Source organism: Novosphingobium sp. BL-S-20, from assembly GCF_055521635.1.
In genome coordinates, this window is the sequence record NZ_CM145493.1 from 1699284 (window position 1) to 1713874 (window position 14591).

Genomic DNA, 14591 nt, shown 5'->3' on the forward strand with positions numbered 1-14591 from the left:
AGAGTTGTACCTCGGTGACTGCGCGGGCGTGATAAAGATAAGCGGCCGGGAACTGGAAACTATATGATGCTTTACATGGCGATCCATTGAGCCGAGAAGCGTTTCACTATCCTGCCCAGAAAAGGGAAATCCCCCATGTCCGAGACCGAGCAGCCCGAACTGGCACGCCTCACCGTAGAATTGCTGAGCGCCTATGTTGCCAACAATTCTGTTCCCAGCGATGCGCTTGCCGCGCTGATCGAGTCCACGCGCGCAGCGCTTGCAGGCGAAGGTACTGCAAAGGCGGCCGCACTGGCAGAAGCCGAGGCAAAAGCCCTGGAGTACACCCCGGCAGTATCGATCGAGAAAAGTCTTGCCTCGCGCGATCACATCCTGAGCTTGATCGACGGCAAGCCCTACAAGGCCCTGAAGCGACATCTTACCAACAACGGCCTCACCCCCGGAGAATACCGCGCCCGCTACAAGCTCCCGGCGGATTACCCCCTGGTCGCACCGAGTTATTCCGAGAAGCGCCGTAACGTGGCCAAGGCAAGCGGTCTGGGCGGACGCAGGCCCGCAGCAACTGCCACCGCGGCACCGGCCCCCAAGACGGGTGCTGCGAAGCCTTCCCCCGCGCCGAAGGCGGCAGTCGCGGTACCGGCTCCGGAAGCGGCTGCAGCCAAGCCGGTTTCCCCGAAGGCACCTGCCAAGGCCGGCAAGTCCGCCGCCAAGGCGAAACCGGCATCGGCCAAGTCGGCAGCAAAGTCTGTTGCCGCCCCGGTCACCAATGCAGCCCCCGTGACCCCGCCTGCTGCGGCCGAGACGGATGCCGGCAAGGTCTCGGCAAAGCCCGAGGCAAAGACGAAGTCTTCGGGCAAGACCACCGCCAAGTCGGCCGGACGGCGCATGGCACGTCCCGCGACCAGCGCGGCCCAGGCCGTGCCGTCGGAACCGGCGGCAGCTTCCGCCCCGGCCGCAGCGAAGAGCCGCAAGAAGCTTGGTATCAAGGTGCCTTCGGTCGAGGCCGAGACGGCATCCGCGCAGCAGCCCAAGGCGCAAGCTGCAAAGGCTCCCGCCGCAAAGAGCGCGGTAAAGCCTTCTGCCGCCAAGGCTCGCCCGGCCAAGGGCAATGCCGCAAAGCCGGCTGCCGCGAAAGGGAAGACTGAGCCCAAGGCTCCGGCCGATACCGCTCCCGTTACGGCGCCCGCCGACGAAGTGAAGAAACCGATCGCCGGCTGACATCGCTCAGGAGCCATGGATCAAATCCGCGCGGACTGCCCAAACCGGTCCGCGCGGATTTATCCAAGCCTTGCAGGCCAAGGCCACACTTATCTTCGACAGGCACCCGGACGCCGCCGCCCGGATCATTACCGGATACATGGTCTTCTACTCGCCGGAAGCGCAGCCGGCACCGCATTATCGACATACGTCTACAGTCTCGGGAGTTGGGGCGGGATTTGCCTGACGGGCCTCTGCTTTAGCCTCGGCGCACTAACGCTCTGGTCCTACGCTGCGAACGCTTCCAACCAGAGCGGCCATGGCCGCATTCTGGGCAAATGACGCCTCGGTCCGCGATCCGGCCTTACGCCCCGATGAAACCCGAACCTTTGTTGCCCTTCAGACGGCAATCCCGATGCCCAGATGCAGACGGTTCGGTTCCCGGCAGCTCGCGACCAGATCCAGACATTCTTGCCTTATACTCTCAAAGGCCGCGAGCGTCCAAAGCTGCCGTTCGGGGTGTACCGAGCAGCCCATCCGCCTTCGGCGTAATTTCCAGACTGAGGGCCCCTTATCTAGCCAGGCACATGACTTCTGAATGCAGGCCTCGTAACGAGGCCTCCTGGGCGCTATTGTATAAAGTCGGTTTCAGATCAGCTGGACGTCGCAACAATGTGAATTTTGGTTAAAAAATGTGTCATATCAAAGCGCTTCAAACACGCAAATCGCAGGATGTAGAGTGATAACGCGGCTTTGTAACTGCCTTATTATTATTTATCGTCGACGTTGAAATTTCGTTTGGCGCCTCCATATAAGATTAATCGCCATCTTTATTTTTGAGCAAGGGCGACCGAGAGTTAAGTGCTCCCGCTCAAGCGGTGACTCCGATGACCAGGAAATCTAACAACCGAGCCGGCACATTTTCAGCCCTTTTATCGGCAAGCGACGAGGCTGAACAGTTTGCATATGCTACCCGCCAGAAGGAAACTGGCTTAGTGGACTCGCCTGAGCACGGCGCTAATGCCAAGCCGAGCGAGGAAACTGCTCTGGAGCGGCGCGTACTTGCTCATCAACGCATCCTACAAGCGCTTATCTGCGATCTCGCCGACGACGATCCAGCAATTTTTGAGCGATTGAATGTGCGCTTTGGGGTGGGACACGATCTTGGGTCTTACGAGCAGGATTACGTGACGACAGGCCATTACTGCGAACACTTTCTCGGGAGCGTCGAGCAGCGACACTCCCCGCGCCCTGTTACGAACCCTAAAATCGCTATAGCTTTCGAGCCACAAAAGGTCGGGCCTTTGGATGGTCTAGGATCACGACAAGTAGCGTCGGATCGCGGCCAGCGCGAGGAGTGGGAAAATGAGGGCGGCTCGTTCGCAGTTCCTTTAACGCCACCGAGAAACGCCTGCTTCAGTATTTTTCGAGCTGATCGCGTCATGCTAACCTCTACCCGGCCCGCCGGAGGAGATTGGCGTTGGAAACTTCGCGCGAGTACCGGCGCGTTGATTGCAAAGGGCTCTGGGTTTTCGACCGAGAAAGAATGCCTCGCCGCCGTAACGTTTCTCAAAGATAATAGTCAAAACGCAAGAATATTCATAGAATGATTTCCCACAAATGACCTAGAATTTTCGTGAAGTTACGAAACCTGAAAACGGGGCAAAAACGGCTGCACGATCAGATCGCTGCTTTATGCAATGATCTCGGAGCCATCCAAGCGCAGGATTTTGCAGGGACGACGCTCGACACGCTCCGGCTGATGGTGACAACGAGAATGAGCTTGTCGCTAATCCCTGTCCTTCATGCTCGGTCAGACGAGCTTCGCGGAAAGCTCATCGTCGTCCTGCCACTGGTTCGTGGGGCTTCGGTGCGCGAACTCATGATGACCTGGCGTAATTCGTCGCCAAGACCTGAAGCTCATTGCCGCCTCGCCAAGATCATTGAGGGCTGCCTGCTGCCCTGGGCGTATACCGAAGGCGATAAATCGACATGCCGCTTGGGACGCGCAAAAATGTCCCACTATCGGGCGGCTCGCTTCCGGAACCGACCAACTTAAGCCGTTCCGCGACACACGCACGAAGGGCCGCTCCATGCCGGAACCCGCCATTCCCATTTTATCGAGCGGTCGGGCGGCATGCGCCTGAACCGGTCAGATAGCAGCTTTTCACGATTTTAATCTGGAACCTGCCGTTCCGGAGCCGCCGGCGAATCGGACATTTTACCGACGAGTGTTTGCGCGTTTCGATTGCCACTGGAACGAGCCAAAGAGCATCATGCTTCACAGCTTGCCCTGTGTCGAATGAACCGGAGCTATATCTGCAAGGCACAGGCTTGAGCCCTGCCGCCGGTCTAGATTTGCAGCTATCTCCCAACGGCAAAGCCTCTGGATCAGAAAGAAAGCTTCGGCTTACAGATCCCATCAGTGAAGGCTCTGCCTCGCTGCCTCCCGCAAGGCAGAAGAGAGGTCTGAATAGTTGTATGGTCCGACGGAGTAGACGCTTACGGTCTTTTTCGTCACTCCATGCGGCAGCCCAACCGCAGGAACATCCAAGTGCCCGCCTTCATTTTCCCAGCCGTCCAAATCTGTCTCGCTGAGATCAAGTGACGCCGTTTGCCCTGTGACATCGGATCGAGAGTGGGCATCGATAGCAAGCAGGTCGGCATGGATCAGAAGCAATTGATCGGCGATCATTTCCAACGCCAGCACTTTTCGCTCTTCTGTGGTTCCGTCATGTCGAGTTGCGGCAAGGCTGATCATTTCAACTTCCTCCAGTGAGAATCCCTTCTCATCGGAAGGGGCGGCGAATTGAGGGAGAAGTGAACTCAATTCATCTTCGATCGCATTTCCATGATATTGCTGGATATTGCGTCGACTGCGGTAGGTGCGGAGTCTTTCTTTGTAATGGGCTGCAATCCTGGAATACGCGTCCCGATTTTCGCCGGGCTGAGACGCTCGCGCGCGAATGAGCGCAAGCTGATGCTGGTATAGTAACTCATTGAGGTCCATGGCCAATTTTCCATATCGGAACGAGAAGTCACATCATGTCGTGGCCTTTTAGCTCGTCCGAGATTTCATCTTACCACACATCACATACTTTATTTGCCTATTTTATAATTTGCATCGAAGGATGCGCTAAATCTATTTGCGAGTGACGCTGGTTCGATCCCGGCTATTCTCTACACGATTGTCACGTCCGGTCCCAAGCCCCCCTCCACCGCAGGTATGGCCGGTAGGCGACTGTCACGTTTGGAGCGCAGATACAGAGATAGTTGCCGCTCAGCTGCGTCGCCTGCCGACCAGCTCAAGACATTCGGTGTCGTTGATGTGAGCGTCGGCTTTTGCTGAAACCCGCCATTCGGGTCGCGCAAACCGGCCGGTCGGCTTTGCGCCACAGTTTCAGGCATTGTTGCTCTGCTAGCGACCGCCTGAAAGCGGACATAAACTCGTCACCGGTGGCAAGCCCAGACACTTGCAAACGCCCGGTTCCGCGGCAATATCAACCGATGCAGTCCAATGCGGAGAATCACGAAGCCTGTCTGCATGGTTCCGGGGTCGAGCTGGTAGAAGCGCAGCTTCGCGAGGGCGCGTTTTCGCCGCACCGCCACGATACCTATACGATCGCGCTGACCACAGCCGGGGTGCAATCGTTCAATTATCTGGGGAAGCGTTGGCAGTCGCTGCCCGGGCAAGCGGTGGTCCTGCACCCTGACGAAGTACACGATGGATATTGCTGCGACCAGACCGGCTTTTCCTATAGGGCGGCCTATGTGCCACCTGCTCACATCCAGAACGTGATTGGGGGAGCGGCGCTGCCATTTCTGGCCGAAGGTGTTTCAACCAACGCCTATCTCGTCGCCTCGGCGCTTGGCCTGATCGCGATGAGCACCGCCGAGGGTGATCTGTTCGGTTATCAGGATGCGCTCCACCAGTTCGTGTGCGCGATGCAGCGGTGCGAGGGGCGCGCGCCGCCGGCCAGGAAGAATGTCAATCGCGAAGCGGTAATGCGGGTGCGCGAGTTCCTTGACTGCGTTCCGGCGCCGGGGACGAATCTCGCTCAGCTCGAAGAACTCGCCGGTTATGACCGCTGGCAGCTTTCTCGCGACTTCCGTACACTGCTGGGGACCAGTCCCTATCGCTATCTGCAATGCCGCAGGCTTGAGCGGGCTGGGCGGCTGCTGCGTGCCGGGCTGGGCATGGCCGAAGCGGCCCACGAGGCCGGATTCGCAGACCAGAGCCACTTTGGTCGGGTCTTCAAGCGGACTTTCGGGACGACACCATTGGCCTGGCACCGGTCCGGGCAGCCGCGCACAATCGTTCTATAATTCGGATCGGCCCGTGGGCTAAGGGGTCGGGATGACCAACACGATCTTCTCTTCCGAACCCCATCGCGGCTGGCTGCCCTGGGCCTGGCTTTCGCCAGTGATCTGCATTCTGCTCGTCGCACTCTCCAGCCTCCCGCTCGATTTTGCCCTCGAATGGATAGGCGCAATGAATGCCAATGGGCAGCCACGGTCCGCCGCCGGATTTTGCCTGAACCTGGCGCTGCCATTCGCGGGGATGGGGGCTGCGGTCTGGGCATGGTCGCGGTTCGTGGAACGCCGCAGCCTCGCGACTTTGGGTTTGACCGGCACGCAAGGATTGCGAAAGTACATGGCGGGACTGGCGATCGGGGTTGGCATGATGGTCCTAGCGGTCGTGTCGATCTGGCTCGCCGGCGGCTATGTCAGCAACGACGTCCTTCCCGTCTTTTCCTCTCCCGTATCGCTGTTCTGGATCGCGGTCCTGCTGCTCGGGTTCATGTTTCAGTCGGGCGTGGAGGAATTCATCTTCCGTGGCTGGCTGCTCTCGACGGCGACGCGTCGCTGGAACCTGCTGGCGGGGATCATCGCCAGTTCGGTAGCGTTCGCATTCCTTCACTTCTCGCCACACGAGCCGATTAGCATAACTATCTTGGCGTTCATCTTTGGGCTATTTGCTTGCACTTGGGCCTGGCGCGCCGGCAGCATCTGGGGTCTGATGGGATGGCATGCGGGCTGGAACTGGATCACAGGCGTTGGCTTTGCCATGCCGATTACCGGGTTCGATCTGAACCTGCCGGCCCTGCTTGTGAAACTGAAGCCTGTTGGCCCGGATTTCCTGACCGGCGGCAACGCTGGGCCGGAAAGCAGCGTGCTGACGATGGCTCTGCTGGCGGTGGCAATGCTGATCCTGCTGGTGTGGCCGCAAGGTTCCCAGGCCGCTGTGCAGCCGACGCCAGCACGAGCCAATGGATCGGCAACACAAGAATCCGTGTGAAGCGCGCCGTTGAGCGCGCTTTGTCGGAGCCACCGACCGGCGTACCGCCCGCCCCCCCGATCGGCAATTTGACCCGCTACTGCGCCCGTAAACGGACAGTCCGCAATCGGCTCAACCCTTGTCGTTCCCCGATCAAGGTCCGTTGCGCCTCTCTTGTCCGCTTCAGCCGAGAGCCGACGTTCGCCGCTGGATCTGCGAACGACAGCTTCGTCCCAGCCCCGGTCATAAGCGGGCTGACCGCTCCTAGGTGCGCTCATTTCCCAATTGAGCGGCTTGGATGGGCGCGTAGCAGCACGACGGTTTGTTGGTCGGCAAGGGCCGACAAGAGAATTTCCGGTTGAAAGCGGCATGCGGCGATATTTGCGTTCAAGCTCGCTGCCTACCGTCCAGTTCCAAGCCTACCGATTTGATGTTTGTTTGATTGGCGATCTCTGCTGAAAAGCGGATGCTGAGCCTGTCACTGTCCAAGCTTACGGCCGCGTCCCCCCGGTTTCAGTGGCAAAGAGGCACCATGTTCGGCCCACCAGGCCGCTAAAGCCTCCATTGTCGGTGCGAGCCCGCGCGCGCGATCGGTCATCTCATATTCGACGCGGGGTGGCACTTCTGCATAGACAGTGCGCGACACCAGGCCGTCCGCTTCCAGCTCGCGAAGCTGCGCGGTCAACATATGCTGGGTGATACCGGGGATGCCCTTACGCAGTTCCCCGAAGCGATAAACCCGCTGATTGAGCAGCCACATGATTTCGAGCTTCCACTTGCCTGAGAGCATCGCGAACGCACGCCGCATCTCGTCCTGCATTGTGAAGTCAGTGTCTGCCATTAGTCTGGTATTCCATACTTACTGCCTACAATTCATCCTACTTGCGGATATTCGTGCAAGCCTTCAATTTCCATATAGGCATTCGGCAGTTTTGGGAATGGCAAGCGCGCAAAGCGCCAGTTGAGCCCGACGTTCGGCCGAGATTCGGATGATCAGGAAAGCAGCATGGCAGCGACTTACACCTATTGGATCAGCACGGCTTTGTTGTCGTTGCTTTATCTGTCGTCGGCGGCGCTGTACGTCGCAAAGCCCGCCTTCGTCCGTCAGGCGCAGGCCGATCTTGGCTATCAAGCCGCGCACCTTGTACCGGTCATGATCGTCGTGAAGGTGCTGGGGCCGCTCGCGATCCTAACGCGCGTCAGCGTGCCACTGAGCGACCTCGCCTATGCCGGCATCCTTTATCATCTAATCCTGTCGGGCATCGCTCATCTTGGCGTGCGGAGCGTCAAGGGCGCTATCCCTGCCGCCGTGGGGCTCGTCCTGCTGGCCGCGTCCTTTCTAATGCAAAACGACGCGCGCCCCATGCCGTCGCCCTACGCGCCCGGCGAGGCATTCGCATTGTTTGCCATCCCCTCGAACTGACGGAGTTGAATATGGATCGTCTCAAAGGAAAGGTCGCGGTCGTGACCGGCGCGGGGCGAGGCATCGGCCGCGCCACCGCCAAGCTGTTCGCGGCGGAAGGCGCGAAGGTCGCCGTCGTCTCACTCACCCCGGCCAATGTCGAAGCCGTCGTCGCCGATATTGAGGCGGCTGGCGGGACGGCGCTCGCCGTGCCGGCGGACGTGAGCGATCCCGCACAGATTATAGCGTTCGTGGAAAAGGTCGTGGCGACGTGGGGTGGCATCGACATTCTCGCCAACGTCGCCTTCGACCCCAGCGTGGTCACGTCCTCGCTGATGGAGCTGAGCGTCGAGCAGTTGCAGCGCAACTTCGATATGGGACCAATCTCCTACCTCCGCACGATGCAAGCTTGCTATCCGCACCTAAAGGCGAGCGGGGCGGGCCGTATCATCAATTTCGGCTCCCTCGCCGGTATCACCGGCCTCCTGCCCTATGCGCCCTACAACATGGCGAAAGAGGCGGTGCGGGCGCTGACACGCACCGCCGCGCGCGAATGGGGCCCGGACAAGATCACGGTCAACAATCTGCTGCCGGTAGCCGACACATGGGGCGCGGCCGAATCCAACGCGCCGGTTCCTACTACGCCGCTCGGCCGCTTCGGTTCGCCGGAAGAGGATATTGCGCCCGTGGCCCTGTTCCTCGCCAGCAAGGACGCCCAGTTCATCACCGGCTACAGCCTAACCCCTGACGGCGGCCAGATAATCGACAGCGCGCGCTAGGCGGTGCAGCGCCGTTTAGTCTTGCGAACTGCAGCGACCGTCGCGGCAATTGTGTCCTGGCCGCTTCAAACCATCGCACGGCTCAATCCATCACCTTCACTATCCCAATCAAGCTGTCCTTCATGGCTTAATTCATAAAACTCGATACGGAGCTTGAAAGATGAAACGACCTATATTGATAGCTATCATCAACTATTGGATTTGGGGTTTGGGAAGCCTACTTTTAGGGCGTCGCAAGTTAAGCAACTCTCTGATAGCTTTGGGCTGCCTGCCGCTCACCTACCTCTCCCTTTCTTTTTCTCCGGCCGGACCTTTTACATATCCCGAGCTATCCACGTGGCCATTGCAGTTCTCGGGAATGGTAGCTGTCAGCATAGGGTTTGCAATATCCGGTTTCGTTGAAGCACGAGAAGTCGAAATGCGATGACCAGTCCTGTGACATCGCCTTTCGGCTTCCCCTGCTTGAGCAAGCGAAGCTACGGGGATGACAGCTTCGTCCCGACCCACGTCATGATACGAATGTCCGCTTCCAGGCGCGAGGATATCGCTCCTGAACGGCGACAAATAGGCGCGTTGCTGCCCCTGCTGACCTCGACAAATGTCAGTCATTCAGCTGTTCAAGGTCATCGTGCCTTGGGCTTTGGCCAATGATATCGGAGTGCCTCAACCAGCAGCGAGAAGGCGGGCGATGGCTGGGTGACAGTCGGGTAGTAAAGGTAGAAGCCTGGGAACGGCAGGCTCCATTCGTCCAACACGATTTCGAGCTTTCCAGCCTGTAGATACGCTTCGGCCAGATCCTGTGGGATGAAGGCGAGGCCAAGTCCCGCCACGGCTGCGCTGAGGCAGGAATAGCTGTTATTGAAGATCAATTGCCCGCTGACCTGCACCTTGATCTCCGCCTCGCCCTTCCGCTGCAATTCCCACGCGTAGAGGCGACCGGAGGATTGGCGCAATCCGATGCAATTGTGTGATTGCAGATCGGACGGGCTTTTGGGTCGACCATAGCGCTCGAAATAGGCCGGCGATCCGACCGCCACCATGCGTGCGTCCGGCCCGATGCGCACGGCGATCATGTCCTTGGCCAGAGTTTCACCGTAGCGCACACCGGCATCGTAGCGTTCGCTGATGATGTCGATCAGACCGTAATCGGTGATCATCTCGACCTTCACATCGGGATAGTCCCTCATGAAATCGGACAGCTTCGGCAGTAGAAGCTCGTTGATCGCGTGGTCCGATGCGCTGATACGGATCTTGCCCGCGGGCCGTTCCCGCGTTTCGTTGACGGCGGCCAGTTCCGCCTCGATCCCGTCCAGATAGGGGCTCACCTTCTGGAGCAGCCGCTCGCCGATCTCGGTCGGGGCCACGCTACGGGTCGTGCGAACCAGCAACTGAACGCCGAGACGCTCCTCCAGCTTCTTGACGATCTGGCTTATCGCGGACTGGGAAAGGCCGAGCTTACCGGCTGCCTTGGTGAAGCCGCGCTCGCGCGCCACTGCCACGAAAGCGGTTATGTCACTCAGCGTGTCCCGCGCCATTGATTACAATCCCTACTGATTATCAGAAGACTTATACCTCTAATAATGGATCGGCGCGCGAGCTAGATAGCGGAGAAGGAATTCATCAGAGAAGAATGAGGTAGTCCATGCCGGCATCCGGCAAAGCCACGACTGCGCCCGCCTGGGGCGCGGTGATCGCAATGACGCTGTGCGCCACGATATTGATTGCATCGGAATTCATGCCGGTCAGCCTGTTGACCCCGATCGCGCGCGATCTCGCGATCACCGAGGGGCATGCCGGACAGTCGATCTCCATCTCCGGCTTCTTCGCGCTTGTCACCAGCCTGTTCATCTCGGCGATTATCGGCGTGTCGGACCGGCGCCGCGTCGTGCTAATCTTTACTGCGCTGATGGTCGTGTCGGGCGTGATGGTCGCACTCGCGCCCAATGCCCCGTTACTAATGGCAGGACGCGCCCTGCTCGGCGTCGCGATTGGCGGCTTCTGGTCGATATCGGCGGCGATCGTCATGCGCCTTGTGCCCGAGGAGTCAGTCCCCAAGGCGCTGGCCCTGCTCAATGGCGGCAATGCAGTAGCGACCACATTGGGCGCGCCGATCGGCAGCCTGCTCGGCGGCCTGATCGGCTGGCGCGGCGCCTTCTTCTGCGTAGTGCCGCTCGCCGTCATCGCTTTGCTGTGGCAGTGGCGCAGCCTTCCCGCCTTGCCACCTGAAAAGGCGACAATCCGCGCGCGCGACGTATTCGCTCTGCTGAAGCATCGCAAGTTCGCCATTGGCATGGTCGCGGTGTCGCTGTTCTTCTTCGGCCAGTTCACCCTATTCACCTATCTGCGCCCGTTCCTGGACCTGGTGACGGGTAACGACGCACCGCTGATCTCGGGCATGTTGCTGGCGCTCGGCGTTGCGGGCTTTGTCGGCACGATCGTGATCGGCTGGCTGCTCAAGTCGCAGCTCTACAGTCTGCTGATCACCATTCCCGCCATAATGGCGGTCATCGCCATAACGCTCGTCGAAATCGACGGCACCCCGCTGAACGTCGGTCTGCTGCTGACCCTCTGGGGCCTGCTGGCAACCGCCGCGCCGGTCGGATGGTGGACCTGGCTCAGCAAAACCATGCCGCACGAGGCGGAGGCCGGCGGCGGGCTGATGGTCGCGATCATCCAGCTTGCGATCATGCTGGGCGCGATTGTCGGCGGCACGCTGTTCGACGCCTGGGGCTATCGTGGTCCATTCAGCCTCGCCGCCGGTCTCCTCGTGGTCGCCTCGCTGCTGGCAATCGTCACATCACGCATCGGCGTCACGCCGAGCTTCACCGAACAACCCGCCTGACCAGGGAGAGCCTCGCCATGACCGACCGATCCTTCTCATTCGAGCGCCGCGGTGTACTGAAGGCCGGCGCTGCCGGCCTTGTCACCCTCGGCACTCTTTCGATCCCCGACATTTCCTCAGCAAAGGCACCAAGTATGACACAGGATTGGGACAAGACGTTCCCACGCAGCAAAGCGGTCGATCACCAGAAGGTCTCGTTCAAGAACCGCTACGGTATCACTCTCGCCGCGGATCTGTATCTCCCCAAGGAGCGCGGGACGGACAAGCTCGCGGCAATCGTGGTCAGCGGGCCTTTCGGTGCCGTGAAGGAGCAGTCCTCTGGTCTCTATGCCCAGACCATGGCTGCGCGCGGCTTCGCGACGCTGGCCTTCGACCCTTCCTACACCGGCGAGAGCGGCGGTGAACCGCGTAACGTCGCATCGCCTGACATCAACACGGAAGATTTCAGCGCGGCCGTCGATTTCATCGGGCTGCGACCGGAGATCGATCGCGAGCGGATCGGCGTCATCGGCATCTGCGGTTGGGGCGGCATGGCACTCAGCACCGCCGCAATTGATAAGCGGATCAAGGCCGTCGTCGCCAGCACGATGTACGACATGACCCGGGTCATGTCGAAGGGCTACAATGACAGTACGACCCCGCAACAGCGTACCGAGGCGCTGGAGCAAATGAGCCGGCAGCGCTGGACCGACGCCGAGAAGGGCAGCCCTGCTTACGGCCCGGTCTCGCTGGAACTGAAGGGTGGCGAGCCGGAGTTCGTCGTGCAATATGCGGCCTACTACAAGACCAAGCGCGGCTTCCATCCGCGTGCGATCAACTCGAACGCCGCATGGTCGCTCACCACGCCGCTGTCGTTCATGAACCTGCCGATCCTCACTTATATCGCGGAAATATCGCCCCGGCCGGTCTTGCTCGTGCACGGCGAAAACGCCCATTCGCGCTACTTCAGCGAGACGGCCTATGCGGCGGCAGCAGAGCCCAAGGAATTGATGATCATTCCGGACGCCACGCACACCGACCTTTACGACCAGGTGGACATCATTCCATTCGATAAACTGACCGCGTTCTTCAAACAGCACCTCGTGGCTTGATACGAGAAGGGTGGGCATGATGCCCACCCTTCATGCTGCCGAGGCATGCTAGAATGGCGGTTTTCGGGAAAGGCTCCCATTCAGATTAGCGACCGGAATGGGCGCGAAGCGGGCAAGCAACACACGCCCTCATTTCAGATATTCAGCCCGGCGCGTCTCGCCCTTTCAACGGGACGTGCCAGGCCGTGGAATGAAACGTGCGAGCGATTAGCCGATGGCGAACTTGTCTCGGTTTTGCGCGATGAAGTCGTCAAGGGTCGTCAGCGGCAAGCCCCAACGGCGAACGGCGTCAAGGTTGACCTTGTAGCCCTCGACGTTGTCCCATGTCTCACGCTGGTAAACCAACTCACCCATCGGCTTTTTCAGCGCCTCTTCTTTCGACACGGTCACGGCTGAAACGGACTTCCCCGTGCCAGCGGCGATCTTCGCCGCGAGGTCGGGCATAGTGAGGGTCTCAGCAGCAAGATCGATCTCATGGCCGTGGAAGCGCTGCGGATCAGCGAAGGCAGCCGCTGCGAATGCTCCGATATCGTCGGCTGTAATCCAGTCGACGCGTGATCCCGCTTCAATCCCGGTCTCGAACTGACCACGCTCGCGCAGCGACGGATACTGAAAATCTGCCGTTGGCGGCACGAGGTCTTCCATGATCATAGCTGGCTTGAGGATCGTCCAATTTCGGAAGCCCTGCGTTTTGACCATGTCGTTCACGGCCGACTTGTTGTTCCAGTACAGCTGCTCCCAGCGACCCCCGTCCCAGCCAACGAAATTATGCTGATCGCCCGCGCGCGCGACGGAGGTGTGGACGACCATAGCGACGCCGGCGCGCTTGGCCGCATCAAGGAACGCCTTGCCGGTCACGACCTCGGTATCCGGGTCGCCGGGATGCGATCCCATCTGGACGGAGAACGCGCCCCATGCACCCTCCATCGCCGCATCAAGGCTAGCGGAATCGTGGTAATCACCCTTCACGATCTCGACGCCCTGCGCCGCGAGCGCCTGCGCAGCGGCCGATGCGGGATCTCGAACCAGACCACGGACGGAGCGTCCTGCCTGCAGCAACGCGCGGGCGACAGCGCCGCCCTGCTTTCCGGTGGCGCCAGCCACGAGGATCGGGTGGGTATCGGTGTTCAACATCTTGAGCCTTTCATGAGGGACGGCGCGGGGTGCGCTGTTGCCCTGAAGATCCAAGAATGGGGCTGCCATATACGAAACGCAAGAGTTTCGGTACGATTGATTTTCGTGTAGGGGCTGCTACATGTTTGTCATGAACGATCAACCTCGCAGTCACGAACATCGCCTGCCCCCAGCGCAACGCGGTCGCGCACAGGATAGCAGCCGCGACGACCTCATCATCAATGCGGCGCTCGATCTTCTCAGCGCCAATGGGTATCACGGTCTCACGATGACGGACGTGGCAGCGCGGGCGGGCGTGTCGAAGGCGACGCTGTATAGACGGTGGACCGCGAAGGCAGACCTCGTGGCCGATGCCGTTGCTACCCTGAGTCCTATGAAGACACCGCGCTACCCCGGCACATCGATGCGCGACGATCTGCTTGCGCTCTTAGAGCAAGCCGGCAGTTGCGATGGCAATTCGGAATTAGTGACCGCGACATATGAGATGGCACGGTCGCACCCGGACTTATATCGTACCGTCTCCGGTCGCTTTGGCGCCTTCCTGCGTGAGGAACTCGAAGGCTTCGCGGCTCGCGCCCTCCGGGAGGGATACAAGCCTCTCTCGAGTGTCGAACTCGATCTTATGCGTGATACCGTCGTTGCATTGCTGGCCCATTACGGCGGACCGGCCGGGGAGCCTATTACGCGCGAGCGGCTGAGCGACCTGGTTGATCATGTCCTGCTGGTCCTGCTGAGGGGAACGCGTGCCGCTGAGTAGGTGATCTTGCCGGAAGGCGCGTTGTACCGCTTCGAGCGACCAAGCCCTGAATGACGCTATCGCCATCCACCTTGCCGAAACGGCCATTCCGCTCTCATCTCTCTCCGCTGC

14 protein-coding genes are annotated in these 14591 nt (G+C 59.9%); 10 read left to right on the plus strand and 4 right to left on the minus strand.

Annotated features, from left to right (window positions below; genetic code table 11):
* Positions 1 to 135 precede the first annotated feature (135 nt).
* From ACZ1II_RS06960 to ACZ1II_RS06970, 3 genes are all read left to right on the plus strand, one after another.
* The gene (locus ACZ1II_RS06960; protein WP_465143687.1) at positions 136 to 1218 is read left to right on the plus strand and encodes a Ros/MucR family transcriptional regulator; all 1083 of its coding nucleotides are present in this window, start codon (positions 136 to 138) and stop codon (positions 1216 to 1218) included.
* Between the two features lie 866 nt (positions 1219 to 2084).
* The gene (locus tag ACZ1II_RS06965; protein WP_465143688.1) at positions 2085 to 2807 is read left to right on the plus strand and encodes a YegP family protein; all 723 of its coding nucleotides are present in this window, start codon (positions 2085 to 2087) and stop codon (positions 2805 to 2807) included.
* A gap of 26 nt (positions 2808 to 2833) precedes the next feature.
* Positions 2834 to 3256, plus strand: a complete 423-nt coding sequence (locus ACZ1II_RS06970) for a type 2 periplasmic-binding domain-containing protein (RefSeq protein ID WP_465143689.1) — start codon at positions 2834 to 2836, stop codon at positions 3254 to 3256.
* Positions 3257 to 3619: 363 nt separating this feature from the next.
* Here the strand turns inward: ACZ1II_RS06970 and ACZ1II_RS06975 are convergent, their stop codons facing one another.
* Positions 3620 to 4207, minus strand: coding sequence for a hypothetical protein (locus ACZ1II_RS06975; protein ID WP_465143690.1), 588 nt, complete (start codon positions 4205 to 4207; stop codon positions 3620 to 3622).
* 497 nt (positions 4208 to 4704) lie between these two features.
* Here ACZ1II_RS06975 and ACZ1II_RS06980 point away from each other — a divergent pair, with 497 nt between their 5' ends.
* Entirely contained in the window at positions 4705 to 5523 is an 819-nt protein-coding gene (locus tag ACZ1II_RS06980; RefSeq protein ID WP_465143691.1) for an AraC family transcriptional regulator, read from the plus strand.
* A gap of 31 nt (positions 5524 to 5554) precedes the next feature.
* Entirely contained in the window at positions 5555 to 6496 is a 942-nt protein-coding gene (locus ACZ1II_RS06985) for a lysostaphin resistance A-like protein (protein ID WP_465143692.1), read from the plus strand.
* Between the two features lie 457 nt (positions 6497 to 6953).
* Here the strand turns inward: ACZ1II_RS06985 and ACZ1II_RS06990 are convergent, their stop codons facing one another.
* On the minus strand, positions 6954 to 7316 hold the full coding sequence (locus tag ACZ1II_RS06990; RefSeq protein WP_435567834.1) for a winged helix-turn-helix transcriptional regulator: 363 nt from the start codon (positions 7314 to 7316) through the stop codon (positions 6954 to 6956).
* Positions 7317 to 7481: 165 nt separating this feature from the next.
* Here ACZ1II_RS06990 and ACZ1II_RS06995 point away from each other — a divergent pair, with 165 nt between their 5' ends.
* On the plus strand, positions 7482 to 7898 hold the full coding sequence (locus tag ACZ1II_RS06995; RefSeq protein WP_465143693.1) for a DoxX family protein: 417 nt from the start codon (positions 7482 to 7484) through the stop codon (positions 7896 to 7898).
* Between the two features lie 11 nt (positions 7899 to 7909).
* Entirely contained in the window at positions 7910 to 8656 is a 747-nt protein-coding gene (locus ACZ1II_RS07000) for an SDR family NAD(P)-dependent oxidoreductase (RefSeq protein ID WP_465143694.1), read from the plus strand.
* A 623-nt stretch (positions 8657 to 9279) separates the two neighbouring features.
* On the opposite strand, the gene ACZ1II_RS07005 is transcribed toward ACZ1II_RS07000, so the two are convergent.
* Positions 9280 to 10191 (minus strand): LysR family transcriptional regulator, encoded by a 912-nt coding sequence (locus ACZ1II_RS07005; protein ID WP_465143695.1) that lies wholly within the window; start codon positions 10189 to 10191, stop codon positions 9280 to 9282.
* 200 nt (positions 10192 to 10391) lie between these two features.
* Between ACZ1II_RS07005 and ACZ1II_RS07010 the strand changes: the two genes are divergently transcribed.
* Both ACZ1II_RS07010 and ACZ1II_RS07015 read left to right on the plus strand, forming a co-directional pair.
* The gene (locus ACZ1II_RS07010) at positions 10392 to 11498 is read left to right on the plus strand and encodes an MFS transporter (protein WP_465143696.1); all 1107 of its coding nucleotides are present in this window, start codon (positions 10392 to 10394) and stop codon (positions 11496 to 11498) included.
* A 17-nt stretch (positions 11499 to 11515) separates the two neighbouring features.
* A complete protein-coding gene (locus ACZ1II_RS07015; protein ID WP_465143697.1) occupies positions 11516 to 12589 on the plus strand; it encodes an alpha/beta hydrolase in 1074 nt (357 codons plus the stop codon).
* A 207-nt stretch (positions 12590 to 12796) separates the two neighbouring features.
* On the opposite strand, the gene ACZ1II_RS07020 is transcribed toward ACZ1II_RS07015, so the two are convergent.
* Positions 12797 to 13720: an NmrA family NAD(P)-binding protein gene (locus ACZ1II_RS07020; RefSeq protein WP_465143698.1), complete on the minus strand. Its 924-nt coding sequence runs from the start codon at positions 13718 to 13720 to the stop codon at positions 12797 to 12799.
* Positions 13721 to 13844: 124 nt separating this feature from the next.
* On the opposite strand from ACZ1II_RS07020, the gene ACZ1II_RS07025 reads away from it, so the two are divergent.
* Complete coding sequence (locus ACZ1II_RS07025) at positions 13845 to 14480, plus strand: TetR/AcrR family transcriptional regulator (protein WP_465143699.1); 636 nt, start codon at positions 13845 to 13847, stop codon at positions 14478 to 14480.
* Positions 14481 to 14591 lie beyond the last annotated feature (111 nt).